Here is a 25,923-nt window from a genome sequence, read left to right on the forward strand (position 1 = left end):
GGCCAGATCTCAGGGGGCTTGCCCGACTTCGCCGGGCGAGGAAACTCAGGCGAGCAGCGTGATGGCACCCGTCAGCAGGGCCAGCACGGTAATGACGAGCGAGGTGAGGATCGCCCACTTGTAGGTGAAGCGCTGGAAGTCGCCGATGTCAGTATCGACCATGCCCACCAGCAGGAGTGTCGAAGCCACCAGCGGACTCATCAGGTGCACCGGCTGGCCGAGGATGGACGCGCGTGCGATTTCCACCGGATCGATGCCATAGGCTGCAGCGGCCTGGGCGAGGATGGGCACCATACCGAAGTAGTACGCGTCGTTGGAGAGCACGAAGGTCAGCGGCATGCTGGTGATGGCCACCACCAGCGGGAAGAAGCTGCCCCAGGAGGATGGGATCATCTCCACCAGGGAGTTGGCCAGGGAGTCCACCATCTTGGTGCCGGAGAAAATGCCGGCGAATACCCCGGCGGCGAACACCAGCAGCACCACGGTCATGGCATTGCCCGAGTGGGCGAGGATGCGCTCCTTCTGCAGGTCCAGCTGCGGGTAGTTGATCATCAGCGCCACCACGAAGCCGAGCATGAACAGCACCGCCGCATTCATCAGCCCCATCACCAATGCCACCATCACCGCAATCACCAGCAGCAGGTTGAGCCAGATGAGCTTCGGCCGCTTGTTCGGGTTATCGGCAAGAATGGCCTTGATGTAACAGTCGTCGCCTCCGGTTTTCAGGTGGGTGTTGCCGATCCGCTTCAGCTCTTTGCGGCCGAGGATGTACCCGGTGAACACCACCCAGAGGGCGCCGCCTACCATGGTCGGCAGCATGGGGATGAAGTACTCGCTGGCGTCCAGCCCGAGCACGGCGATGGCTCGAGTGGCCGGACCGCCCCAGGGGCTCATGCCACTCATGATGCTCAGCGATAGCATGGATATGCACGCGAGGATCAGCGGGTTCATACCGATGCGCTTGTATAGCGGCAGCATGGCGGCCACGGTGATCATGTAGGTGGTGGTGCCATCACCATCCAGCGCCACCAGCAACGACAACACAGCGGTGCCCATGGCGATCTTCACTGGGTTGCCGTTGACGGTCTGCAAGATGCGGCGAATCAGAGGGTCGAACAGCCCGGAGTCGATCATGATGCCGAAGAAGAGGATGGCGAAAAGCAATAGCGCTGCCGAAGGCGCCACCGTCTTAAGGCCGTCGAGCATCATCTTGCCGAGCTCGGGCGCGAAGCCGCCGACCAATGCGAAGACGATGGGTACCACAGTCAGGGCCACGACCGGAGACAGGCGTTTGGTCATGATCAGGTAGGTGAACACGACCACCATGGACAAACCGAGCAAAGAAAGCATGGCGTTGGACTCTTGTAATTATGGGTTCCAGCTCCATGCGAGACGCGCGGACCGCCCCACATGAAGCCGCTAATCGCCAGGGCACGCAAGCGCCCCGGCCATCCTCACGACGAACGTGGAAGACCGGTAGCGGTGCGGAAAGGATGCAGGCAACGCGAAATGGAAATGTTCATTTTGTTTACCCGTCTTGTGATTGTTGTCGGGGCGCAACGAGACGCGAGACAGCGGTCAGGTCAGTGGAGTGCTTCCGGCATGCGGTAATAGAGACGTCCATCCATGATCTTGCGGGCGGTACGGATCAGCGAGACCCGGGCGATATCCATCGGGTTGCCATCACGCAACTCGACTCGCAGGTCCAGATGACCTGACGGGTGCTCGATACGTATGGACGCGAGGGGTTTGCCAGCGTCTACGCGACGGGTTTCCACGGCGAGGCGATGGGCCACGCTGCCGGGAACATTCACTGCGGCGCCAAGTGCGATCGCGCCGGTTACGGCAAGCGCCTTATGGCAGCGCTGCGGTACGAAGTAGCGCGCACACAGCGTTCCGTCTTCGCCAACCGCTGGCGACAGCAGAATGGGTTTTGGCAGGACCGACTGGCTGACATCTCCCATGCCCATGCGGCGGCCTGCTTCACAACGAATGCGCTCAAGACGCTCAAGCATTGCGCTGTTGGCATCCAGTGCAGCCGGATCGGCGTGACCATCCACACCCAGGTCGCTTGCACGAATCATCACCGTCGGGGTCGCGGCATCCAGGCAGGTGACGTCGACGCCCTCGATCTGCTCGATAGCATGACCCGTAGGAAGCAGGGCCCCGGTCTTGGCACCAGCGACGTCCAGGAAGCTGAGACGAATACCCGCTGCAGAACCTGGAACGCCACTGATACTGGTATCGCCTTCGTATTCCACGCGACCACGCGGAGTAGGTACGAAACACTCAATGATGCGCTGAGTGTTGACGTTGAACACTCGCACTCGCGTCTCGCCGTAGGTGGGCGCCACAAGGCCGGTCTCGATCGCGAATGGGCCAACGGCCGAGAGCATGTTGCCGCAGTTGGGCGTGAAATCTACCCGGCGCTCGGTCACGTCCACTTGGGCGAACAGGTAGTCCACATCTGCGTCCGGGCGACTGGAGCGTCCAACGATGGCCACTTTGCTGGTAAGGGAGTTACCGCCGCCAATGCCGTCCACCTGAAGCGGATGGCCGGAGCCCATCAAATCGAGTAAGACCTGGGCACGCGCTTCCTGCGAATCAGGCAGATCAGTCATGTGGATGAAGGGGCCGCGCGAAGTGCCGCCACGCATAATCATGCAAGGGATGCTGTTCATCATCTTGGTTTAATCCGTGACCGTTCCAACGATGGCTACAGCTTGTCAGCGCCCTTTTGATGCTTCAAATGCAAAGATCAACGGCAATTGATAGGATACAAGCATTAATGTGCAAATCAGAACCATAGAGGCACTTTCATGCATAGAATAGAATTCCTCGACCTCGCAGCTTTTGTGCGAGTGGCTGAATCACAGTCCTTTCAGGAAGCCGCCCAGGCACTCCATCTATCCCAGCCGGCGCTGTCTCGCCGCCTTCAGAAACTGGAAGAAACCCTTGGAGCCAAGCTCCTGGAGCGCACCACGCGGCGCACCTGGCTGACCGAAATAGGCAAGGAATACCTGCCCCGGGCTCGACGGATGCTGGAAGACTACGAGTCCTCGATACAGGGCATACGTGAGCTCAAGACACACCAGAAAGGTACCGTGACGATCGCGTGCATCCCGACCGCGGCGTTCTACTTCCTGCCCAGCGTGATACGGGTGTTCAACGAGGCCTACCCGGGCATACGCATCCGAATACTTGATGTCAGCGCCAATGAAGGTCTGGAGCGCGTGGTGAGCGGAGACGCGGACTTCGGCATCAACATGATCAGCGCCCAACACCCTGACGTCAGCTTCACACCGCTGCTTCGTGACCCTTTCGTACTGGCGATGCGAAGCGACCATCCTTTGGCAGCGCTGACTGAAGTGAACTGGCAAGATCTCCAGAACGTACGCCTGATCACTGTGAGTCGAGACAGCGGCAACCGCATGCTGCTGGACAGCGCCCTCTCAGGCCATGGGATCCGCCTCAACGGCTTTTACGAAGTGCAGCATCTATCCACCTCGCTGGGCCTGGTCGAATGCGGCCTTGGTGTAGCGATTTTGCCGCGGATGGCCATGCCTGATGCCGAACATGAAAACCTCTGCTCCAGGGAGTTACCTCCCCCTCATATCGAACGCACCATCGGGCTGGTGCGTCGAGACGGCGAGCCCCTATCGAGCACAGCAGAACTCTTCATTGAGATGCTGCTCAAGCGATGGCGTGAATAGGCCTTCAACGCGCCTACCTTGTATTTGTGGAAGGTAATTGTCCATACGGCCACTGCAGGTGGTAGCCCGTCGCTGTACTGATTCGGCCTGATTTAGTTGTAGCGCTGTATCAGGCAATGACTGATGCACCTGGGCCGCCAGGTAGCCGGTCGCTGGAATCCACTCCGACTTCGGGTTGCGGAACAGGTGCTCCACAAGACTTCGTGGATGAGCGGGCAGCAAATACCTGTCTCTCGATCAGGTATCCGCCCAGGTCACTTTCGACGCAAGCACGTACCGGCTTGCGGAATCCTTATTGCGCTTGCCACGCCATTGAGCGGAAACAAGGATGCTCGCCGACAGAATGAGGGTGCGCTAAGGTGCGCGACTCACCTAGCAGACTGTCGAAAGCCCTATGAGCGACAACCACTCCCTCTCGGACTATCAAAGCGTTCGCCAACTGGCGATCCGCTCGCTGTTCGAAATCTTCGAGCAGTTCAGCGAAGGCACGGTGATTGTCGACCGCGATGCGCGCATCGTCTGGATCAATCAGCGCTATGCCCAGCGCTTTGGTCTGGATGACGCCGAGCAGGCCATCGGCCGGCCGGTGGAGCAGATAATCCCCGGCAGCCTGATGCGCGAGGTGGTCAGCAGCGGCCGGCCGATCCTGCTGGACATCCTAGACATGGCCAAGGATCCGCTGGTGGTGATGCGCGTGCCGATCCGAGACGACGCCGGCGCGGTAATCGGCGGCATCGGCTTCGCCCTGTTCGACGAACTGCGCACACTCTCGCCGCTGCTGACCCGCTACCAGCGCATGCAGGCGGAGCTGGCTTCGACTCGTTCACTGCTGCAGGCGCGCCAGGCGAAATACAGCTTCGGCCACTTCATCGGCACCAGCCCGGGTAGTCTGGAAGTCAAACGCCGCGCCCGGCGTGGGGCGGCCAGCGAGGCGCCGGTGCTGCTTCTGGGCGAGACCGGTACCGGCAAGGAACTGCTGGCCCACGCCATCCATGCGTCGTCGCCGCGTGCCGACAAACCCTTCGTCAGCATCAACGCCGCAGCGATTCCGGAATCCCTGCTGGAGGCGGAGTTCTTCGGCACCGCGCCGGGCGCGTTCACCGGCGCCGACCGCAAGGGCCGCCCTGGCAAGCTGCAGATCGCCCAGGGCGGAACCCTGTTCCTCGACGAGATCGGCGACATGCCGCTCGCCCTGCAGAGCAAGCTGCTGCGCGTGCTGCAGGAAAAAGAGTTCGAACCAGTGGGGTCCAACGAGGTGCTACGCAGCGACATCCGCCTGATCGCCGCGACCTCTATCGACCTCAATGCCGCCGTGCGCGAAGGGCGTTTCCGCGCCGACCTGTTCTACCGCATCAACGTCCTGCCCATCGAGATTCCGCCGCTACGCAAGCGCCTGGATGACCTGCCGGCGCTGTGCGAAGCCATACTCGACGGCCTGCGCGACGACCATCAGACGCTCTACGAACTGGACGCCGACGGTCTGGCCCTGCTGGCCCAGCACGCCTGGCCCGGCAATGTTCGCGAGCTGCGTAATCTGCTGGAACGTACTGTGCTGCTCGGCGACCGCCCGCAAATCGACGCCGCCGCGCTGCACTCGGCCCTCGGCACGCTGCAACCGCTGCCGGCGGCGACGAGTGCGCCCTCCGTCACCCTTGCGGCCGGTCAGGACTTCTACGCCGCGCGTGAGGAGTTCGAACGTCAGTTGATCCGCAGCGTGCTCGCCGAACAGGCCGGCAATGTCGATGCGGCTGCACGGCGCCTGGGGCTGGGCCGTTCGACGTTGTACAAGAAAATGGCCGCGCTGGGCCTTTCGTCTTGAATTAGAGACAAGTCTCAAACTAGAGACAGCTAAGACTTCCATATAATGGCGGGCCTCCTAGAGGTGCCAGCGCGCAAATCGTCTCAGCTTGGAGAATTACTTGGCACCCCAAGACTTTCGAATCAAAAAATAATACTTAAAAATCAAATAGTTACATCATTGGCACGATCCTGGCTATGTCGTCCGTCGCGGCCCTGTCCGCATAGCCGACATAACAACAATCAACGCAGCCCGATCGCGAATTCCACCCCACGGGACCCACGGCACGTCCTGTTTCGCACTCGGCCTGGCGCCAGGAGATCTTCCGATGAGCCGCTCCACGCTCAAGCATGCCGTCGTTATTGCCACGCTGGGCACCAGCCTCAGCCTATCGCCCCAGGTCTTCGCCGAGTTCCTCGCTAACAGCAAGGCCAGCATCGAGCTCCGCAACTTCTACTTCAACCGCGACTTCCGCCAGGACGAAGCCGCCCAGAGCAAGGCGGAGGAATGGGCCCAGGGTTTTCTGCTGCGCTATGAATCCGGCTACACCGAAGGCCCCGTGGGATTGGGCGTGGACGCTCTTGGTCTGCTGGGCGTGAAGCTGGACTCCAGCCCGGACCGCACCGGCACGGGCCTGCTGAAATCGGACCGCGAAAAACCCAACCGCGCCCAGGACGAATACGGCGAACTCGGCCTGACCGCCAAGCTGCGCGCTTCGCATAGCACCCTCAAGGTCGGCACCCTGCAGCCCAAGCTGCCGGTGGCGCTGTACAACGACAGTCGCCTGCTGCCGCAGACGTTCCGTGGCGCCTGGGTGAATTCGGCCGAAGTGGACAACCTCAGCCTCGACCTCGGCCGTTTCGACCGCATCAACCTGCGCAACTCTTCCGATAACGAAGAGATGGCTGTGTTCAACGGCGGCAACCGCAACATCGTGCTGGGCCGGACGAAGACCAGCGACCAGTTCGGCTTCGCCGGCGCGACCTACAAGTGGTCGCCCACCCTCAGCACCGCGTACCACTACGGTGGCCTCGACGGTGTGTACAAGCAGCACTACCTGACCCTGAACCACCTGCTGCCAATCGCCGAAGGACAATCACTGAAGAGCGATATCCGCTGGGCGCACAGCACCGACGACGGCGGCAGCAATGTGAATAACGATGCCTTCGGTGCGCTGTTCACCTATGCCCTTGGCGGCCACTCGTTCGGCCTGGGCTACCAGCGCATGAGCGGCGACACCGGCTTCGCCAACATCAACGGCACCGATGCCTACCTGGTTAACCTGGTGCAGATCAACGACTTCGGCAACGAGGACGAGCGCTCCTGGCAAGCACGCTACGACTACAACTTCGCCGCGCTCGGAGTCCCTGGACTGACCTTCATGACCCGCTATTTGTCCGGCGACAACGTCGATCTGCGCGGTGCGGCCGGCGAAGGCAAGGAATGGGAACGCAACACCGACATCGCTTATGTAGTGCAGAGCGGTCCGTTGAAGAACCTTGGCCTCAAATGGCGCAACGCGACCGCGCGGAGCAACTTCGGCAGCGACCTCGACGAGAATCGGCTGATCCTCAGCTACGTACTACCGCTCTGGTAAGCCCTCGCCAAAACAACAAGAACCACGCGCGGTAACCAGCCGCGCGCTAAATGGAGATTCATTCGATGAGCGTGGTCATTGCCCTCGCGGCCCTCGCCCTGCTGATGCTGGCTGCCTACCGCGGCTACAGCGTGATCCTCTTCGCCCCCATCGCCGCGCTACTCGCGGTACTGCTGACCGATCCTTCCGCCGTGGCCCCAGCCTTCACCGGGGTGTTCATGGAGAAGATGGTCGGCTTCGTCAAACTCTACTTCCCCGTGTTCCTTCTGGGCGCGGTGTTCGGCAAGCTGATCGAACTGTCGGGCTTCTCGCGCTCCATCGTCGCCGCCGCCATCCGCCTGCTCGGCACCAGCCAGGCGATGCTGGTCATCGTGCTGGTCTGCGCCCTGCTCACCTACGGTGGTGTATCGCTGTTCGTCGTGGTGTTCGCGGTCTATCCATTCGCCGCCGAGATGTTCCGACAGAGCAACATCCCCAAGCGGCTGATCCCGGCCACCATCGCCCTTGGCGCCTTTACCTTCACCATGGACGCGCTGCCCGGCACCCCGCAGATCCAGAACATCATCCCGACCACATTCTTCAACACCACTGGCTGGGCCGCCCCCTGGCTGGGCGTAATCGGAAGCCTGTTCATCTTCGCCGCAGGCATGCTGTTCCTGCGTCGCCAACTGAACAAGGCCCGCGTTGCCGGTGAGGGGTACGGCAACGACCTGCGCAACGAGCCGGAAACCGCCAGCGACCTGAAACTGCCCAATCCGTTGCTGGCGCTCTCGCCGCTGGTGCTGGTGGGGGCGGCCAACCTGCTTTTCACCCACTGGATTCCGCAGGTCTACGGCAAGGCCCACAGCCTGCAATTGGCCGGCATGGCCGCGCCGGTAACCAGTGACGTGGCCAAGCTGACTGGTATCTGGGCGGTGCAGGCGGCCCTGCTGCTGGGCATCCTGCTGGTGTTGGTGAGCAGTTACCGGGTGATCCGCAGCAAGCTCGCCGAAGGGAGCAAGACCGCGGTTTCCGGCGCCTTGCTGGCGGCGATGAACACCGCCTCGGAATATGGCTTTGGCGCGGTGATCGCCTCGCTGCCGGGGTTCCTGGTACTGGCGAACGCGCTCAAGAGCATCCCCGATCCGCTGATCAACCAGGCCGTCACCGTTACCACCCTCGCCGGGATCACCGGTTCGGCATCCGGCGGCATGAGCATCGCCCTGGCGGCCATGTCCGAGCAGTTCATCGCCGCCGCCCATGCGGCCGACATCCCGCTGGAGGTCATGCACCGGGTGGCCTCGATGGCCAGCGGCGGCATGGACACGCTGCCGCACAATGGCGCCGTCATCACCCTGCTCGCGGTCACCGGACTGACCCACCGCGAGGCCTACAAGGACATCTTCGCCATCACCCTGATCAAGACACTCGCCGTGTTCGTGGTGATCGGCACCTTCTACGCGACCGGCATCGTCTGAGCCGCCCCCTACCCGACAGCCGCCTGCACGCGGCTGCCGTGACCGATTAAAGGAGAATCCCATGAACCTCACTGGCAAGACCGCCCTGGTCACCGGCTCCACCAGCGGTATCGGCCTCGGCATCGCCCATCGTCTCGCCGCCGCAGGTGCCAATGTGGTGGTCAACGGCTTCGGCGACATCGACGCCGTGGTTGGCGAACTCGCCGCCCACGGCACTCGCATTGGTCACCATGGCGCGGACATGTCCCGGCCGGACCAGATCGCCGAGATGATCGCCTACGTCGAACGCGAGTTCGGCGCCCTCGACATCTTGGTCAACAACGCCGGCATTCAACACGTCGCCGCGCTGGAGGAATTCCCCGTCGAACGCTGGGACGCGATCATCGCCATCAACCTGTCCTCGGTGTTCCATACCACGCGCCTGGCCCTGCCGGGCATGCGCAAACGAGGCTGGGGACGCATCGTCAACATCGCCTCCACCCATGGCCTGGTGGCCTCGGCGGGCAAGAGCGCGTACGTCGCCGCCAAGCACGGGGTCATCGGCCTGACCAAGACCATCGCGCTGGAAACCGCCACCACCGGCATCACCTGCAACGCCATCTGCCCCGGCTGGGTACTGACGCCGCTGGTCCAGCAACAGATCGACGCGCGCATCAAGGCTGGCGCCAGTCCGGAGCAGGCGCGCCACGACCTGCTGGCGGAAAAGCAGCCCTCGCTAGAGTTCGTCACCCCCGAGCAACTCGGCGAGCTCGCGATCTTCCTTTGCGGCGATGCCGCTGCCCAGGTCCGTGGCGCCGCCTGGAACATGGATGGAGGCTGGACGGCTCAATAATTTTCGATTCAGGAAAGGGAACCCTAAAAGCCCCCCCCAATGCCGCGCCAGACCGTTCCGGATCAACACCCTTGCTTTGTTGGCCGGTCTGAAGCGGCCCTTGGCGGTGCCGTTTGTCGGACCGCTTGCGGCGTTTGCTGGCTGGCTTGTGGGGCGATCTTCGCGCGCTGGATCAGCGCGTGCGCGAGTTCGACGACGAGATCTTGGCGATCGCAGCGAATGAATCCGCCGCCGTCCGCTTGCAGCAACTGCGTGGTGTCGGCCCGATGATCGCCACCGCGCTGGTGGTCGCCCTCGGCGATGCTCGCCAGTTTGCCAACGGCCGACAATTTGCCGCCTCGTTGGGGCTCACGCCGCGGCAACACAGCTCTGGCGGCAAGGATCGACTCTTGGGCATCAGCAAACGTGGCGACGCCTATCTGCGCACCCTGCTGGTTCACGCTGCGCTGCGGACGGCCAAGTCCAAAGACGATCGACTCAGTCAGTGGGTCGTCCGCTTGGCGGAGCGCGCTCACCCCAATGTGGGCGCCATCGCCCCGGCCAACAAAACGGCGCGCATGGCGTGGGCGATGCTGTGTCATGACACGGATTACCAACCCGGGCGAGCAGCGGCCTGCCCCATTCATCCCAGAAGAAACCGCCCCACACCACGATTGCGATGCAACCCGAGCGATGGCAAACCGGTCGAACCGGCGCGGCAAACTCCTCAAATGTCCTGGTGCGACCAGCACGGAAAAGCGAATGGGAGCCGGCGCGCGAATAGCCCATCATGGCCCCGCATCGAAACTATGCCGAAGTCCGAGGCCGAATATACGTGCGCAGTCGGCACGGGCGCCAAAGCGAAGGAAGCTTGCAATGAGGGGGAGTCCATATACGGACATTGGGCTTTCAGATGAAGTGAACAAGTGCGTAAAGGACCTATTCCTTAACGGCATGGCCTGCATCGTACTGTTGTATTAGTTCCGCCCGAAAGGCCGCAGATAGCATCGGCGCACTTGTCCTGCCGATGAGAACAATAAAGTGAACCTAGGAAAGATCATCAGCCGCAGCGCGTTGTATTGGCCCGAACACGAGGCCCTGGTCGACGCCCGGAAACGCATCACCTTCGCTCAGCTCGAGCGTCGCACCAACCGCCTGGCATCCGGCCTGCAGGCGCTTGGCCTGGCAACGGGCGCCCATGTGGCGATCCTCGCCCTCAACCGCGTCGAGCTGGTGGAGGCGGAGATCGCTTTCTACAAGAGCGCCATGGTCAAGGTGCCGATCAACGCACGTCTGTCGCTGGAAGAAATCATTCAGGTGCTGGGCGACTCGCACAGCCAGGCGGTGATCGCCGATGGTCGATTCGCCGCCGCCCTACATGCTCGCCGTAGCGAGCTGCCGCGCCTGCGCTGGATCCTCTCGCTGGATGACGACGGCGGAGATGCCAGTTATTCATCCGTGCTGCTACGCGGTGACGAGACACCAATACAAAGCGAGCCGGCCGACAATGACTTGGCCGTACTGCACTACACCTCCGGCAGCTCCGGCGTGCTCAAGGCCGCGATGCTCAGCTTCGGCAACCGCAAGGCGCTGGTACGCAAGAGCATCGCCAGCCCGACCCGCCGCTCCGCCCCTGGGGACGTGATGGCCCACGTTGGCCCGATCACCCATGCCAGCGGCATGCAGATCATGCCGCTGCTCGCCGTCGGCGCCTGCAACCTGCTGCTGGAGCGCTACGACGACCGCCTGTTGCTGGAGACCATCGAGCGCGAGCGTGTCACCCGCCTGTTCCTGGTCCCGGCGATGATAAACCGCCTGGTGAACTTCCCCGAGGTGGAGCGCTTCGACCTCTCCAGCCTGCGCGTGGTGATGTACGGCGCGGCGCCCATGGCGCCGGCGCTGGTCAAGCGAGCTATCGAGCTGTTCGGGCCGATCCTGGTACAGGGCTACGGTGCCGGCGAGACCTGCTCGCTGGTCACCGTGCTGACCGAAGAGGATCACCTGGTGGAGGGCGACGACGCCCGCCGCTTGGCCTCCTGCGGCCGCTGCTACTTCGAGACCGACCTGCGCGTGGTCAACGAACAATTCGTGGACGTGCAGCCTGGCGAGATCGGCGAGATCGTGGTCAAGGGCCCGGACATCATGCAGGGCTACTGGCAGGCGCCGGAGCTCACCGCCGAGGTGATGCGCGACGGCTACTACCTGACCGGCGATCTGGCCACCGTCGACGAACAGGGCTACGTGTTCATCGTCGACCGCAAGAAGGAAATGATCATTTCCGGCGGCTTCAACGTCTACCCGACCGAGGTCGAGCAGGTGCTCTACAGCCTGCCGCAGGTGTTCGAAGCAGCGGTTGTTGGCGTGCCCGACGAGCAGTGGGGCGAGGCGATCCGCGCGGTAGTGGTGCTGAAGCCGGGCCAGAGCCTGAGCGCCGAGGAGATCATCGAGCACTGCGGGCGCTCGCTGGCCGGCTTCAAGAAGCCGCGCGCGGTGGACTTCGTCCAGGAGTTGCCGAAGAACCCCAATGGCAAGGTCGTACGCCGCCTGATCCGCGAAGCGTACTGGCAGAACAGCGAACGTCGGATTTGAGCGGAGACAGCAGATGATCAAGCCAAGTGAAAAAGCCGCCCACCTGATCGACGGCATCAACGCATTCGCCCGCGACGAACTCGCACCACTGGTTCAGCGAGAAGGCATCCGCTGGGGCGAGCCGGTCGCCAAGCCGTTTCTGCGCGATATCTGGCAACGCTCCTGCGAGCTGGGTTTCTATAACGCCATGCTGCCGGAAGCCCTCGGTGGCGCCGGCCTGAGCGTCGCCGAACTGTGCATGCTGAAGGAAGCCGCGGTGCTCACCGGCTCGCCGTTGGCGCCGCACATTCTCGGCGAGCTGTCCGGCCCGCCACGGGTCGGCCACCTGTTCAAGGTCGCCAACGAGCACCAGATCGAGGCCTTCCTGCAGCCGATCTGCCGCGCAGAGAAGGCGGTGTGCTTCGCCCTCACCGAGGCCGAGGCCGGCTCCGACGCCGCCGCGCTGGGCACCGAGGCGCGCCTGGAGGGTGACCACTACGTGCTGCGCGGCGCCAAGCGCTACATCTCCGGCGCGCCCTACGCCGACCTCGCCGTGCTGCTCGCGGTGACCGGCCCGGGCCGCGGTGCGCAGGGCATCTCGGCGTTCTTCGTCGATCTGCATGCAGAAGGCGTCAGCGTCGACAGCGACTACTCGGTGATGTCCGGTGGTGGCGCCCACGGCAACATTCTTCTGGAAGACGTGCGCGTGCCAGTGACCAACCGCATTGGCGAGGAAGGTCAGGGCTTCAAGCTGGCGATGGGACGGATCACCCTGAACCGTCTGTTGCACTGCCCGACCATGCTCGGCATGGCCGGACTGGCGCTGAATCTGTCGCTGGACTATGCCCGCACCCGCAAGCAGTTCGGCCAGCCGATCGCCATGTTCCAGTCGATCAACCACATGCTCGCCGACATGGCCACCGAGCTGTACGCTGCGCGCAGCATGATGTACGCAACTGCAGCGAACAATGACGCCGGCGGCGACATCAAGGTGCAGGCACCAATGTGCAAGCTGTACGCCTCGGAAACCGCCTTCCGCATCGCCGACAAGGCGGTGCAGATCCATGGCGGCGCCGGGCTGATCAAGGGGCATCCAGTCGAATGGTTCTTCCGTGCGACACGCATGATGCGCATCCTGACCGGCACCAGCGAGATCCAGCGCAACACCATCGCCAAGGGCATTCTGCTGCCGAGCTGAATGCTTCCCGCATCCCCATCGCCAAGCGGGTGCTGCGGCATCGCTAGCAGGACCGTCCGCCAGGGAAGCTGGCCGGTCCCACAACAACAAAGAGAATTCCCATGCCCCACCAAGACTCTGCCTTCCGTCCGCGCCAGGCCTGGACGATCGCCGTCCTGCTGGCCTTCATGATGCTGGTCAACTTCCTCGACAAGGTGGTGATCGGCCTGGTCGGCGTACCGATGACCCAGGAACTGGACCTAAGCCCGACCGAGTTCGGCCTGATCGGCGGCGCCCTGCACTGGCTGTTCGCGATCTCAGCAGTGGTCGGCGGCTTCCTCGCCAACCGCCGCCCGACCCGCACCCTGCTGCTCGGCATGGGCCTGTTCTGGGCGCTGATCCAGCTGCCGATGCTGTTCGCCAGCTCACTGTGGATGATCGTCGCCTGCCGTGTGCTGCTCGGCATCGGTGAAGGCCCGGCCTCGCCGGTCGCCACCCATGCGCTGTACAAGTGGTTCCCCGACGACCGCCGCAGCCTGCCGGTGGCTCTGTTGCATTCCGGCAGCGCCATGGGCCTGCTGGTGGCCGGCGCGATGATCCCGTGGATCAGCCTGAATTATGGCTGGCGCACCAACTTCGCCGTACTCGCCGCCATCGGTCTGGTCTGGTGCGGGTTGTGGCTACTGCTCGGCCGCGAGGGCACCCTCGATACACTGCGCCGCAACCAACCGAGCGCCCCACAGGACGAGGCGCGCGTGCCTTACCGCCGCCTGCTGAGCGACAGCAGCGTGCTCGGCAACTACGCCTGCCACTTCGCGGCCAACTGGTCGCTGGCACTGACCCTGACCTGGGTGCCCAGCTACCTGGAGATCGGCCTTGGCATCGACCCGCTGAAGACCGGGCACATGTTCGTCATGTTCGTCATCGTCACCACGCCGCTGAGCCTGCTGATGGCCTGGCTGTCACAACGTCTGATGAGCCGCGGCGTGCCCTCGCGCCTGGCACGCGGCGCCTTCGTCTCGCTGTGCCTGATTGCCGGCGGGCTGTTCTCCTCGGCGCTGATGCTCACCGAGCTGTCGGTGACCACGCGGATCATCGCCCTGACCCTCAGCGGCGGTCTGGCACTCGTGATGTATTCGGTGGGGCCGGCCATGCTCGCCGAGTTCACCCCGAGCAGCCAGCGCGGCGGCATCCTCGCCATTGGCAACGCGGTAGCCTCGCTGGCCGGATTGTCGGCGCCAGTGGTCACCGGCCTGCTGGTGCATGGTGCCGGCGCCGGCCACCCGCAAGGCTACGCCCAGGGCTTCTTCGTCTGCGGCGGCGTGATGATCGTGGCAGGGCTGATCGGCCTGGTGGCGATGAACCCGCAGCGCTCACGTGAGCGCCTGGCTCAGGACGAGGTGCCGGTGGCCTGCTCGCGGGCCTGATCCTCATCGGCGGTGCGTTCAATCAGGCTGCCACGCCAGCGGCCTTCGCGCACCGCCTCCACCAGCAGGCCATGCACCAGGTCGCGCATGCATGAGGCGGCGAACGACAGAGGCTTGTGCACCGAGTAGGCGATCGACACCGTGCGGGTGATGCACGGCTCGACGATCTGCCGCGCCTCGGTCGGCTCGAGCAGGTCAGCCAGTGGCGGCCAGTTGCTGATGGTTGCCGCCAGGCCGCTGCGCACCAGGCTGGCGATGCCCGGCGCGGACTGTTGTTCATAGGCGACGTTGAGCACCACCCCCGCCTCCATCGCTGCCTGCTCGATGCGCCGGCGCAGGTGCAGCGCCCGCGGCGCCATCACCAGCCGTGTGGCACCAGCCTCGGCCAGGGTGATCGGGTCGCCGTGCAGCCCCTGGCTGCCCATCCCCACCCAGTACAGATCCTCGATGAAGATCGGTTCGGCAGCGACATGCTCGAGCTCCTCGGCATTCGGCACCACGCCGAAATCGACCTTGCCCAGCTCGATGGCCTGCCCTCCCTCTCGGGTCAGGCCATCGCAGATGGTCAGGGTGATGCTGGGAAATTTCTCCGCAGCCCGCGCGATGATCGCCGGCAGCAGAAGCGCCGAGGCGGTGGCCGGAATCGAGATCGACACATGGCCCTTGGGGTCGCCACGGGTCGAGGTCAGCTCATCCTTCACCGAATCGAGCTTCTGCACCACCGAGCGCGCTACCTCGTAGAGCCGGCGTCCCGCGTCGGTCAGCGCCACGCCGTCGTGCTGGCGTTCCAGCAGCTGCATCTCCAGCTCGCTTTCCAGCAGGCCGATCTGCCGGCTCAGTGCCGGCTGGGCGATATAGGCCCGCCGAGCAGCGGCGGAGAAGCTGCCGGCCTCGGCGATGGCGATCAGATAACGGAGCTGCTTGAGGGTCATGCGGTTCTCTCTATGGCCATGCCGAAGCGTTATGGCATCTATCCGAAGACACTATTTGTGGGGCTTTTCTAGGGTCCCTAGTATCCCCCAAACACTAGAGCGAAGGGAGTATCCGTAACTCGACATTACAGTGCAGAACAATAAGTAGCGCCAATAAAAAGCCCTCTCCGTACGAATTGCCATTCTGCCGAAGAATATTGTCTCGCCCCAGGCGGGACGGGCCTTCCATTGCCTGTGCATTTCGCAACTTGTTGTCCTCTGCGCGTGAAATTCAATTCTCACTCGACAACAAAGAGGACAATGAGTGATGAGGTCAAGACTGCACGGCTTATTTAAACCGCCTTACTTTCTATTACCCCTGAGTTGCATGGTCGGCAGCGTCCAGGCGGTCGATTTTCAACTCGGCGCAATTGATGGCCAACTGGATTCCGCACTGTCCATCGGCACCAGCATCTCCACGGCCAACCCCGATCCGAAACAACTGAACAGCGCTACCGGCGACGACGGTCGCCGCAACTTCCGTTCCGGCGATGCCTTCTCCGGCATATTCAAGGGCATCCACGACCTGGAGCTGCGCCACGGCGATATGGGCTTATTCCTGCGTGGCAGCTACTGGTACGACTACGTACTGCGCGACCAGGACCAGCGTTTCAAGAACGTCGAGGACAACAACCGCAAGCGTTCGGCAAAATCCACCGGCACCGAACTGCTCGACGCCTTCGCCTACTACAACTACGCCATCGCCGAGCAACCGGGTTCGGCACGCCTCGGCAAACAGGTAGTGAACTGGGGCGAGAGCACCTTCATCCAGGGCGGCCTCAACGTGGTCAACCCGTTCAACCTGTCGGCACTACGTCGCCCGGGCTCTGAGGTGAAGGAAGGCCTGGTGCCGGTGAACATGTTCTACGTCTCGCAGAACCTCAGCGAGTCAGTCTCCGGAGACTTCTTCTACCAGCTCGACTGGGAACAGACCCAGCTCGACAACTGCGGCACCTTCTTCTCCAGCAACGACTTCCTCGCCGATGGCTGTGACGGCCTCGACGTGGGCAGCGTGCTGACCGGCGTGCCGGCGGCAGTGGCGGCGCTGACGCCCTATGGCGTCAACCTCACCGACGAAGGCATCCGCATCCCGCGCGGCAAGGATCAGGACGCCCGCAACAGCGGCCAGTGGGGCGTGTCGCTGCGCTGGTTCGCCGCCGACCTGGACACCGAGTTCGGCGCCTACGTTGCCAACTACCACAGCCGCCTGCCCTACATGGGCACCATCAGCAGCCCTTACTACAACAGCACTGTATTCGGTAACGCACTCAACAATGCCCTGCGTCTGGGTACCTCGCAGTACGTCGCGCAGTACCCCGAGGACATCCACCTGTACGGCCTGTCGTTCTCCACCAACCTGGATACCGGCACCGCGCTTCAAGGCGAGATCAGCTATCGGCCGAACATGCCGATCCAGCTCAACGGCACCGACGTCATCCAGTCGCTGCTCAATGATCCGAACCGTTCGCCATTGGTCGCCGAAGGCATTCGTACGCCAGAGGCCAACACGCTGTTCAACGGCTACCTGCGCAAGGAAGTTACCCAGGCTCAGGTCACCGCGACCCACTCGTTCGCCCAGGTACTCGGCGCCGATCAACTGATGCTGATAGGTGAGGCAGCGGCCACCTGGGTCGGCGGCCTGGAAGGCACCTATGGCCCACGCTATGGGCGCAACGGCACCTACGGCAATGGCGTGCTGGCCAGCGGCAACTGCGCAGCTATCTCGCGCACACCCGAATACTGCAACGACGATGGTTTCCTTACCCGCTTCTCCTGGGGCTATCGCGCGCGCGCCAGTCTGAGCTACCCGAACGCCGTCGCCGGCATCGACCTGCGCCCCAACCTGTCCTGGCAACACGACGTGGATGGCAATGGCCCGGGCGAAGGTTCAGCCTTCAGCGAGGGCTCCAAGGCCATCAGCGTCGGCCTCGATGCCTCGCTGAACAACACCTACAACGCCAGCCTGGCGTTCACCGACTTCATCGACGGCGACTACGGCACCCGCGGCGACCGCGACTACGTGTCGATCAGCTTCGGCGTCAACTTCTAAGCGGAGCCCACTCATGAAACAGCACCATAGCCTGGTACGTGGCGGCGCCCTGTTCTGCGCCCTTCTGTTGACCGGCAATGCCCTGGCGGCCGTATCGGCCGACGAAGCAGCGCAACTGCAGAACAGCCTGACCCCGATCGGCGCCGAGCGCGGCGCCAGCGCCGATGGAAAGATCCCCGCCTGGGATGGCGGCCTGAAAACCCAGATGAAGTTCGCCGCCAACGGCACCCCGCTCGATCCATTCGCCGGCGAGCAACCGCTGTTCAACATCGACGCGAGCAACTTCGAGCAGTACCGGGAGCAACTGAGCCCGGGGCAGATCGCCCTGCTGCAGCGCTTCCCGGACAGCTTCCGCTTGCCGGTGTACCCGAGTCATCGCTCAGTCAGTGTGACTACCGAGGTGGGCGCCGCAGCCGCACGCAATGCCAGTTCCACCCGCCTGATCAACGAGGGCAACGGCCTGGAAGGCTTCGCCGGCGTGGTCGCCTTCCCCGTCCCGAAGAATGGCCTGGAAGTGCTATGGAACCACCTGACGCGCAACCGCAACGCCAGTTCCAGCCTGATCACCGACAGCGCAGCGCCGCAGAAGGACGGCAGCTACACCATCATGACCACCCAGCAATACTTCACCCAGCGCGACGCGGTGAAGGGGCTGGCGGCGGACGAGGCACGCAACATCCTCTACTTCTACAGCCACAAGATCACCGCACCCTCGCGCATGGTCGGTGAAGTGGTGTTGGTGCACGAGACCGTCGACCAGGTAAGCGAGCCGCGCCTGTCCTGGTTGTATAGCGCCGGCCAACGACGCGTGCGACGCGCGCCGAGCATTGCCTACGATACCGCTGGGCCGACCACCGCCGGCCTGCGCACCGCCGACAGCCGCGACATGTTCAACGGCGCGCCGGACCGCTACGAGTGGCAACTGGTGGGCAAGAAGACCCTCTACGTGCCCTACAACAGCTACCGTCTGGCCTCGCCCGAGCTGAGCTACGAGACGCTGATCAAGCCCGGCCACGTCAACCCCGACGCAACCCGCTACGAGCTGCATCGTGTCTGGGAAGTGGTCGCCACACTGAAGCCAGGTATGCGCCACATCTACAGCAAGCGTCATTACTTCATCGACGAAGACACCTGGGCGATCCTCGAGGCCGATCACTACGACAGCCGCGGTGAACTGTGGCGCATCGGCGAGGCGCACAGCTTCTACCATCCGCAGGGCAAGGCCGCGGTCAACGCCATGGAAGTGACCTACGACATCAACAACGGCCGCTACATCGCCTCGGGGCTGACCAACGAACAGCGCCAGCCGTTCGACTTCGCCTACCAGGCCAGTGCCTCCGATTACTCGCCAGGCGCGCTGCGCAGCAAAGGCCTGCGCTGATCCCCAACCCTTTGCGCCGTCGGCTCCAGAGTCCGGCGGCGCTTTTTTTGTTTGTGGAGCACCATGCACACGCCCCTCCCCCGCAAACCACTGAGCCAGCGCCTGCTCGGCGGTGACGAACCCGACCCACGCTTCACCCTGGCCAACGAGCGCACCTTCCTGGCCTGGGTGCGCACGGCCCTGGCCCTGCTTGGTGGTGGCATTGCCGTGGAGACCTTCGCCGGCCAGGCCTTCGAGCCACTGCTGCGGCTATGTATCACCCTGAGCCTGCTGGCATTGAGCATCCTGGTCAGCGTTGGCGCCTGCCTGCGCTGGCTGGCGGTAGAGCGCGCCCTGCGCCATCGCCACGCCCTGCCCCTGCCCGGGCTGGTGCCCCTGCTGGCGCTCGGCTGCTGCCTGGCGGCGCTGATCCTGGTGGGTCTGTTCTGGCCACGCTGGCATGCCTGATGGTTCGAGCGATCCTGGCCTGCAGGCCGAACGTACCGAGCTGGCCTGGCGCCGCACGCAGCTGTCGCTGTTGGTGATCGCATGCCTGGCGCTGCGCGGGCAGGACCTCGCGGTAACGCTGGTCGCCCTCGTCAGCGTGGCACTGCTGTGGCTCGGCCAAGGCCGCCGCTATCGGCGCAGCCTGGCAATGCTACGCGTCGAACGCGGCCACGCCCGCCTGTTCAGTGTGCTCGGCACCGGCCTGGCGCTACTGGTCATGGCACTGCAAGCGATGTTCGGCGCCCTGCTGCGAGTCATATCGACCTGACCCCCGGTGATGCACCGCCGGATGCTCACATCTGTTCGTCGCTATCTCACTGCTACCCACTCCAACAAAAACGCCCCGCACGTCGACTGTCGTGCGGGGCGTCGATTTACCAGAACTCAGGGGCTGACCAAGTTGAACTGCGGGTTCGGCTCGTCCATGCCGCCGAGCAGCTTGAGCAGTTTCAGCCGCCCGCCCTCGATCTCGATGTCGCCGATGGTGGCCTCCTTGAGGAAGCCGGTTTCCTTCAGCGCGATGCGGTCGAGCAGCGCCTTGGTCATGCTCACATTGATGTCTGCCTGGGCATGTCGCGAGTCTTTGCGCTGGGTTAACACGCCATTGCGCAGGGTCAGGGCATAGTCCTCGCCGAGATCGGTGAAGCGCCAGTTGATCAGCAGGTCCTCGTCGGCCGCCTTCATCGCATCGATGCGTACCGCCAGGTAGTCGAAAAACATGCTCGGCGTCAGCGCCCGGATCATGTCCGGTGCACCGTTGCGCGAACGGGCCTCGGTAACACCCTGGCGCAGCTCCAACGCGCCGCTCAGGTAGACGTTGCGCCAGGTGGCGCTCTCGCTCTGGTAGCCGAGCTGTTCCAGGGTATCGGCCTGCAGCTCGCGTGCCGCCTCGTTGTTCGGCTCGGCGAACACCAGGTGGTTGAGCAGCTGCGCCGCCCAGCGGTACTCGCCGACGGAGAAGGCCTGGCGTGCGTTCAGCAGTACCGCTTCGGCACCGCCCATGGCTGCCACGTAGCGGCGTCCGGCATCCTCTGGCGGCAGCGGGTCGAGGTTAGCCGGGTTGCCATCGTAGAAACCCATGTAGCGCTGGTACACGGCGCGCACGTTGTGGCTCAACGAGCCGTAGTAGTCGCGGCTGTACCACTTGCTGGCCAAGCGCGGCGGCAGCGACTCCAGCCGGGCGGCGATCTCGGTCGGCGTCAGCCCCTGATTGATCAGGCGCAGCGTCTGGCTGTCGAGGAAGGCGTACATGTCACGCTGGTCGGCCAGGTAGTCGCGGATCTCGCTGCCACCCCAGGTCGGCCAGTGGTGCTGGGCGAACAATACCTCGGCCTTGTCGCCATAACGCACCAGGGCCTTGTCGAGGTAGTGCGCCCAGACCTTGGAGTCGCGCACCAGAGCACCGCGCAGGGTCAGCACGTTGTGCTGGGTGTGAGTAGCGTTCTCGGCCATGCACAGAGTCTTGAACTGCGGGAAGTACATGTTCATCTCGGCCGGAGCCTCGGTGCCGGGGGTGAGCTGGAACTCGATCTCCACGCCATCGATGCTGCGGGTCTCTAGCGCCTTGGAGATCAGCACTGTGGGCGCGATCAGGGTCACAGTGGCGTTGCTCGGTGTGCCCTTGCCGAGGCCGGAGTCGACCTGACCGCGCTCATCGCGCGGCAGCAGCGCGCCGTACATGTACTGGGCGCGACGCATCATCGCCGGGCCGGCCAGCACGTTCTCGCTGACCGCATGCTCGTAGAAGCCCTCCGGGGCGATGACCTGGACCTTACCGGCCTTGACGTCGGCCTCGTTGATCACCCCGCGCACGCCGCCGAAATGATCGACATGCGAATGGCTGTAGATCACCGCCAGAACCGGCTTGCGCGGGCGATGCTTGTAGTACAGCTCGAGCCCGGCTCGGGCGGTCTCGGTGCTGATCAGCGGGTCGATGAGGATGAGGCCACTGTCGCCCTCGATGATGGTCATGTTCGACAGGTCCAGGCCGCGCACCTGATACACGCGCTCGCGCACCTCGAACAGCCCAGCGATGTTGTTCAGCTGCGCCATGCGCCACAGGCTCGGGTTGACGCTGGCCGGAGCATCGTTGCCGTCGAGGAAGTTGTAGGCCATGCGGTTCCACACCGGTTGGCCCTCGGCATTCTCGACCACCCCGGTGAACGGCTCGATCAGCCCACGGCGGGCATTGTCGAAGTCGGCGCGGTCACTGAACGGCAGGCGCTGCAACCAGGCCTGGTTGCGTTCGCGGGTGATCTCGGTCGCGGGCTTGCCAGCGACGGGCGCCTCTGCATGGGCAGAGGAAACGATGAGCGCCAGGGCGAGGGCGCTGAGGCGGAAGCTGGGCATGAAAGGACTCGATCTGGTCTTGTTAGATATAAGAATCGCGCCCGACTCTATGAGCTGACCAGCGAGGTCGCCAATATCACTGACTCATGACAGCTATAACAATTTGCAATATCCCAGGCCGCTTCCATAGAAACTCTGAGCTACAGCTATTGGCCGATTCTGTTGAAAAAGTCCCTCTGCAATTTCTACTCGAGAAAGTAGGCGGCTTACGTTGAAAACTGAGCCAATTCTCGGGGCCGAACTGCTCCAGATTTCGCGCGGCAACGCGTCAATCGAACATTTTTCGACTACGAACGAGCGAACCTAGACGGCACCGACTTTTTCAACAGAATCGGCCGGTTAGCGACGAACTGGCGGTGGCCGTCGCTATGCATTGCATGGTCAAACTTCCGTCTGCTCCGCCATTTCCAAGGCGTGGTCTGTCCCGGGCTGAGCGGACACTGACTTATCGTCACCAGCGACACGAAAACTAAACAGGTCGCCAGAATCCAAAACGGCGACACGTTGTGCATACGGGAAGATTCGATCTGAAGCAGCCGTGGCGCTAAGCAGCATTCATGAATGCCCCTGGCGGTGTGCTCCGTGAATCGCCCCGGCTTTCCTAGACACTCTCCAAGCTCTGGAAATAACGCTTTTCAAACTCCACTGGCGATAGCTGCATAGCGCTGCTGTGCCGGCGTTTGGGGTTATAAAACATCTCGATGTAATCGAACACATCACTCCGGGCTTCTTCGCGGGTGCCGTAGGTTTTTCGTCGGATGCGTTCCCGCTTCAGCAACTGGAAAAAGCTTTCCGCCACCGCGTTGTCGTGGCAGTTACCGCGTCGACTCATGCTGCTGATCAGGTTGTTGGCCTTGAGGAAGCTCTGCCAGTCCGAGCTGCTGAACTGGCTGCCCTGGTCGGAGTGGATCATCACTTCCTGCTTGGGCTTGCGCCGCCACACCGCCATCAACAGGGCATCGATAGCCAGGTCGCTGCACATCCGTGGCTTCATCGACCAGCCGATCACCTGGCGTGAAAACAGATCCAGCACCACCGCCAAATACAGCCAGCCTTCATAGGTGCGGATGTAGGTGATGTCGGTGACCCAGACCTTGTTCGGTTCACTAACGTTGAATTGCCGCTCCAGGCGATTGGGCGAAGCCACCGTTGGCCGGCCGCCGTAATAGCCGGGGCGCCGCCGATAGCCGGTCTGTGAGCGCAGCCCTTCTCCTCGCATCAGGCGAGCCACGCGGTGCCGGCCACAGGACTCCCCCAGCTCACGCAGGTCGTCGTGAATCTTGCGATAGCCGTAGACCCCACCGCTTTCCAGCCAGGCATGTTTGATCAACCCGAGTAGGCGCTGATCTTCCTTGGCGCGTACGGATTTCGGCTCGGTCAGCCAGGCGTAGTAACCGCTGGGATGCACTTTCAGGGTCTGGCAGAGACGTCGAACCGGGTACTCCACCGACAGCTTGCTGATGAAGGCGTACTTCAGCCGGACTCCTTGGCAAAGTACGCGGCGGCCTTTTTTAGGATGTCTCGCTCTTCGGTCACTCGCTTGAGTTCGGCGCGCAGACGACGCAGTTCGGCCTGCTGATCGTCGTCTTGCTGCCGCTGCGCCTGGGGCTTGCCGTAGCGCTTGATCCAGGCATACAGGCTATGCACCGACATGCCTAACCGCGCTGCCACCTCGGCTACGGGGAGGCCGCGCTCGGTCACTTGTTTGACCGCTTCGATTTTGAATTCTTCGGGGTAACGCTGGTTGCTCATGGCACCTCCTAATGGGCCTCATTATGAGGCTTGGAGGTGTCTACGAAACTAGGGGCGATTCACCGGGACCTCTCACCCTTCAAAAGATTGAAAATATTGCTTCATCTTTTTGGCAAAAGTTAAGTAATAATTTTACCCTAGAACCCTGTCCGAGAGAAAAATGAGAGGGCAGGTGCTATTATTCCTTCATCATCAGACTTTTTCTGAAAGAATAATTTCCCAATGGCAAAGCGCACCGCCCCACTGCTGCCCGGATCTGATCGACTGCTCGCAGAGCTTGGCGAGCGTCTGATACTTGCGCGCAAGCGTCGCAAGATCACTGCCAAGCAAATGGCCGAGCGGGCCGGCATGTCTCTGCCGACCCTCAGGTCTCTTGAGCAAGGCAGCGCCGGTGTGACCCTTGGTGCCTACATGGCCGTGCTGCAGGTCCTGGGGCTGGAAAAAGACATTGCTCAGGTAGCTTCGCATGACGAGCTTGGCCGCCACCTGCAGGATGCAGCCCTGTCACCGTCGAGGACGACTGCCAGCAAGAACAAGCTGGCCCCGCCACGCCAGCCCACTTCTCAACGAAGCGCCTCAAAACCGGCTGCGGGAGAGCTGATCAAGTCGACAGCCAGTGAGCCCCAGCGTCCTGCCACGAAACGTTCCAAGACCGTTGAGCAAGCCCCCTCCCATGCCAAATCAGCCCGGAAAAAAGTCGTTACCGGCGCCGACCTGGCAGCTCAGCTGATGGAGGAACTCAATGGCTAGCCAGATCCTGGTCTTCGCGGATTGGGCGGGACTCGATGGCCCGCAGAGTCTGGGTACCCTGCATTGCCAGCGCACACGCGGTACTGAGCGGTTCGAGTTCGAATTCGCCGACGCGGCATTGGCTGGCCTGGCGCAACAAGCGCTGCTTGATCCACGGCTCCAGCCATTCGCAGGGCGCCAGTTCTCCGCCCAGGGCGCCGTCACCTTCGGTATCTTCGCCGACGCCTCGCCTGACCGCTGGGGGCGTTTGCTGATGCGGCGTAGACATGAACGGGATGCACGAGCTGGAGCTGCAGCAGAGGGCTCGAAGCTATTCGAGTCCGACTATCTGCTGGGTGTCCACGATAGCTTCCGAGCAGGAGCCATACGCTTCAAGACGGATGTGGATGGACCTTTCCTGGATGACCACCACGACATGGCGGCACCGCCCATGACCAGTATGCGCGAGCTTGAGGAGGCCTCCAGGCGCTTCGAACAGGGCGAGGACATGAGCGACGGCAGAGACTGGTTGAAGATGCTGATAGCCCCGGGCGGCTCACTGGGTGGCGCCCGGCCCAAAGCCAGCGTGGTAGATTCGGACAACAGCTTGTGGATCGCCAAGTTCCCCAGCAACAACGACGAACACGATGTCGGCGCCTGGGAAATGGTGGTCAATATCCTGGCCAACGCCTGCGGCTTGCGCGTGGCGGAAGCCACCGCAGGGAAATATGCCAGCAACCATCACTGCTTCATGGTCAAGCGCTTCGACCGCACCACCACAGGCGAGCGGTTGCACTTCGCCTCCGCCATGACCATGACGGAACACGTGGATGGCGATGACCACTCAACCGGCGCCAGCTACCTGGAAATCGCCGAAGTGCTGATACGGCACGGAGCCACGCCAGGGGCTGATCTTCAGGAGCTATGGAAGCGCATCGTTTTCAACATGCTGGTCAGCAACACGGATGACCACTTGCGCAACCATGGTTTTATCCTCGTCCCGGGCAAGGGATGGCAGCTCTCCGCCGCCTACGATATGAATCCGGTGCCCTACTCCGACGGGCTAAAGCTGAACGTCTCGGAGTCCGACAACGCTCTCGACCTGGACTTGGCTTTTTCTGTTGCCGGCTACTTCCGGCTCAAGCAGCAGGAAGCCCTGGAAATCATCGAAGACTTTCGCGCGAAGGTCCGACTGCTCTGGCGACCTGCGGCCAAAAAGTTGGGCATCAGCGCGAAAGAACAGGAAAGAATGGCCTCGGCATTTCGCCTCGCCGAGTAGATCCAGATCACCACTGGATGCCGACTACCACCCATGGAGATCGGCGGCGACCTGTTCAGCCTGGAGACAGGCTTCGGGCAGGTGCATGTGTTCTGGAACAAGTAGTGTGAGCTGTGGGCACCGGTTCCGGCACCAGGCGGCCCGCCCGAAGCAGTCGCCCTGTGGGGTGGCTGATTCAGACCGTTATGGACTTAAGTCTTTGCCCAAATCCGCCGATCCGTATTTACGGATGTACGGATGTGTGGGGAAGCGGATGTACGCTTTTACGGATTTACGGAAATCCGCCGATGCGGCTTTCCGGTTTTGCAGAAAGCCGTCAACGCTTTCGCCCCAAACCTGGGAAACCGAAGCAACGCGGACAGGCCTTCATCAACCAGG

18 protein-coding genes and 2 pseudogenes are annotated in these 25,923 nt (G+C 62.8%); 15 read left to right on the top strand and 5 right to left on the bottom strand.

What is annotated here, in order from left to right; translation table 11 throughout:
- Positions 1-45 precede the first annotated feature (45 nt).
- Together PCA10_RS17480 and PCA10_RS17485 are read right to left on the bottom strand one after the other, a co-directional pair.
- On the bottom strand, positions 46-1,350 hold the full coding sequence (locus tag PCA10_RS17480) for a CitMHS family transporter (RefSeq protein WP_016493400.1): 1,305 nt from the start codon (positions 1,348-1,350) through the stop codon (positions 46-48).
- Positions 1,351-1,583: 233 nt separating this feature from the next.
- Positions 1,584-2,681, bottom strand: coding sequence for a 4-oxalomesaconate tautomerase (locus PCA10_RS17485; protein ID WP_197539884.1), 1,098 nt, complete (start codon positions 2,679-2,681; stop codon positions 1,584-1,586).
- Between the two features lie 138 nt (positions 2,682-2,819).
- Between PCA10_RS17485 and PCA10_RS17490 the strand changes: the two genes are divergently transcribed.
- From PCA10_RS17490 to PCA10_RS17530, 9 genes and pseudogenes are all read left to right on the top strand, one after another.
- Complete coding sequence (locus PCA10_RS17490) at positions 2,820-3,713, top strand: LysR family transcriptional regulator (RefSeq protein WP_016493402.1); 894 nt, start codon at positions 2,820-2,822, stop codon at positions 3,711-3,713.
- 394 nt (positions 3,714-4,107) lie between these two features.
- Positions 4,108-5,578: pseudogene (locus PCA10_RS17495) on the top strand (sigma-54 interaction domain-containing protein).
- Positions 5,579-5,839: 261 nt separating this feature from the next.
- On the top strand, positions 5,840-7,108 hold the full coding sequence (locus tag PCA10_RS17500) for an OprD family porin (RefSeq protein WP_016493404.1): 1,269 nt from the start codon (positions 5,840-5,842) through the stop codon (positions 7,106-7,108).
- 65 nt (positions 7,109-7,173) lie between these two features.
- Complete coding sequence (locus PCA10_RS17505; protein WP_016493405.1) at positions 7,174-8,565, top strand: GntP family permease; 1,392 nt, start codon at positions 7,174-7,176, stop codon at positions 8,563-8,565.
- 61 nt (positions 8,566-8,626) lie between these two features.
- Complete coding sequence (locus PCA10_RS17510) at positions 8,627-9,397, top strand: 3-hydroxybutyrate dehydrogenase (RefSeq protein WP_016493406.1); 771 nt, start codon at positions 8,627-8,629, stop codon at positions 9,395-9,397.
- A gap of 113 nt (positions 9,398-9,510) precedes the next feature.
- Positions 9,511-10,011 (top strand): annotated as a pseudogene (locus PCA10_RS29690) (IS110 family RNA-guided transposase); the annotation flags it as partial.
- A 406-nt stretch (positions 10,012-10,417) separates the two neighbouring features.
- Positions 10,418-11,965, top strand: coding sequence for an AMP-binding protein (locus tag PCA10_RS17520; protein ID WP_016493408.1), 1,548 nt, complete (start codon positions 10,418-10,420; stop codon positions 11,963-11,965).
- Positions 11,966-11,978: 13 nt separating this feature from the next.
- On the top strand, positions 11,979-13,142 hold the full coding sequence (locus PCA10_RS17525) for an acyl-CoA dehydrogenase family protein (RefSeq protein ID WP_016493409.1): 1,164 nt from the start codon (positions 11,979-11,981) through the stop codon (positions 13,140-13,142).
- A gap of 101 nt (positions 13,143-13,243) precedes the next feature.
- The gene (locus PCA10_RS17530) at positions 13,244-14,548 is read left to right on the top strand and encodes an MFS transporter (RefSeq protein WP_016493410.1); all 1,305 of its coding nucleotides are present in this window, start codon (positions 13,244-13,246) and stop codon (positions 14,546-14,548) included.
- On the opposite strand, the gene PCA10_RS17535 is transcribed toward PCA10_RS17530, so the two are convergent.
- Positions 14,512-15,480: a LysR family transcriptional regulator gene (locus tag PCA10_RS17535; RefSeq protein WP_016493411.1), complete on the bottom strand. Its 969-nt coding sequence runs from the start codon at positions 15,478-15,480 to the stop codon at positions 14,512-14,514. The two genes, PCA10_RS17530 and PCA10_RS17535, sit on opposite strands and share 37 nt — an antisense overlap.
- Before the next feature lie 367 nt (positions 15,481-15,847).
- On the opposite strand from PCA10_RS17535, the gene PCA10_RS17540 reads away from it, so the two are divergent.
- The 4 genes from PCA10_RS17540 to PCA10_RS17555 all read left to right on the top strand — a co-directional run bounded on the left by PCA10_RS17540 (position 15,848) and on the right by PCA10_RS17555 (position 19,704).
- Positions 15,848-17,569, top strand: coding sequence for a DUF1302 domain-containing protein (locus tag PCA10_RS17540; protein ID WP_016493412.1), 1,722 nt, complete (start codon positions 15,848-15,850; stop codon positions 17,567-17,569).
- Positions 17,570-17,582: 13 nt separating this feature from the next.
- On the top strand, positions 17,583-18,950 hold the full coding sequence (locus PCA10_RS17545) for a DUF1329 domain-containing protein (protein WP_016493413.1): 1,368 nt from the start codon (positions 17,583-17,585) through the stop codon (positions 18,948-18,950).
- Between the two features lie 63 nt (positions 18,951-19,013).
- Positions 19,014-19,397 (top strand): YidH family protein, encoded by a 384-nt coding sequence (locus PCA10_RS17550; RefSeq protein ID WP_016493414.1) that lies wholly within the window; start codon positions 19,014-19,016, stop codon positions 19,395-19,397.
- Entirely contained in the window at positions 19,390-19,704 is a 315-nt protein-coding gene (locus PCA10_RS17555; protein WP_016493415.1) for a DUF202 domain-containing protein, read from the top strand. The genes PCA10_RS17550 and PCA10_RS17555 overlap by 8 nt, the downstream gene beginning before the upstream one ends.
- A 116-nt stretch (positions 19,705-19,820) precedes the next feature.
- Here PCA10_RS17555 and PCA10_RS17560 read toward each other — a convergent pair whose 3' ends face one another.
- A complete protein-coding gene (locus PCA10_RS17560; RefSeq protein WP_016493416.1) occupies positions 19,821-21,785 on the bottom strand; it encodes an alkyl/aryl-sulfatase in 1,965 nt (654 codons plus the stop codon).
- A 601-nt stretch (positions 21,786-22,386) separates the two neighbouring features.
- Positions 22,387-23,537, bottom strand: a protein-coding gene (locus tag PCA10_RS17565; protein ID WP_144276949.1) for an IS3 family transposase whose coding sequence is annotated in 2 segments (ribosomal slippage) — positions 22,387-23,300 and positions 23,300-23,537 — 1,152 coding nt in all. Because the reading frame shifts where the segments join, the coding sequence is not laid out codon by codon here.
- Between the two features lie 222 nt (positions 23,538-23,759).
- Between PCA10_RS17565 and PCA10_RS17575 the strand changes: the two genes are divergently transcribed.
- Together PCA10_RS17575 and PCA10_RS17580 are read left to right on the top strand one after the other, a co-directional pair.
- Positions 23,760-24,287: a helix-turn-helix domain-containing protein gene (locus PCA10_RS17575; protein ID WP_016493417.1), complete on the top strand. Its 528-nt coding sequence runs from the start codon at positions 23,760-23,762 to the stop codon at positions 24,285-24,287.
- Positions 24,280-25,545 (top strand): type II toxin-antitoxin system HipA family toxin, encoded by a 1,266-nt coding sequence (locus PCA10_RS17580; protein WP_016493418.1) that lies wholly within the window; start codon positions 24,280-24,282, stop codon positions 25,543-25,545. Before PCA10_RS17575 ends, PCA10_RS17580 begins: the two co-directional genes overlap by 8 nt.
- The last annotated feature ends 378 nt before the right edge of the window (positions 25,546-25,923 follow it).

The sequence above is a fragment of the Pseudomonas resinovorans NBRC 106553 genome (assembly GCF_000412695.1).
GTDB classification, from domain to species: Bacteria; Pseudomonadota; Gammaproteobacteria; order Pseudomonadales; family Pseudomonadaceae; genus Metapseudomonas; species Metapseudomonas resinovorans_A.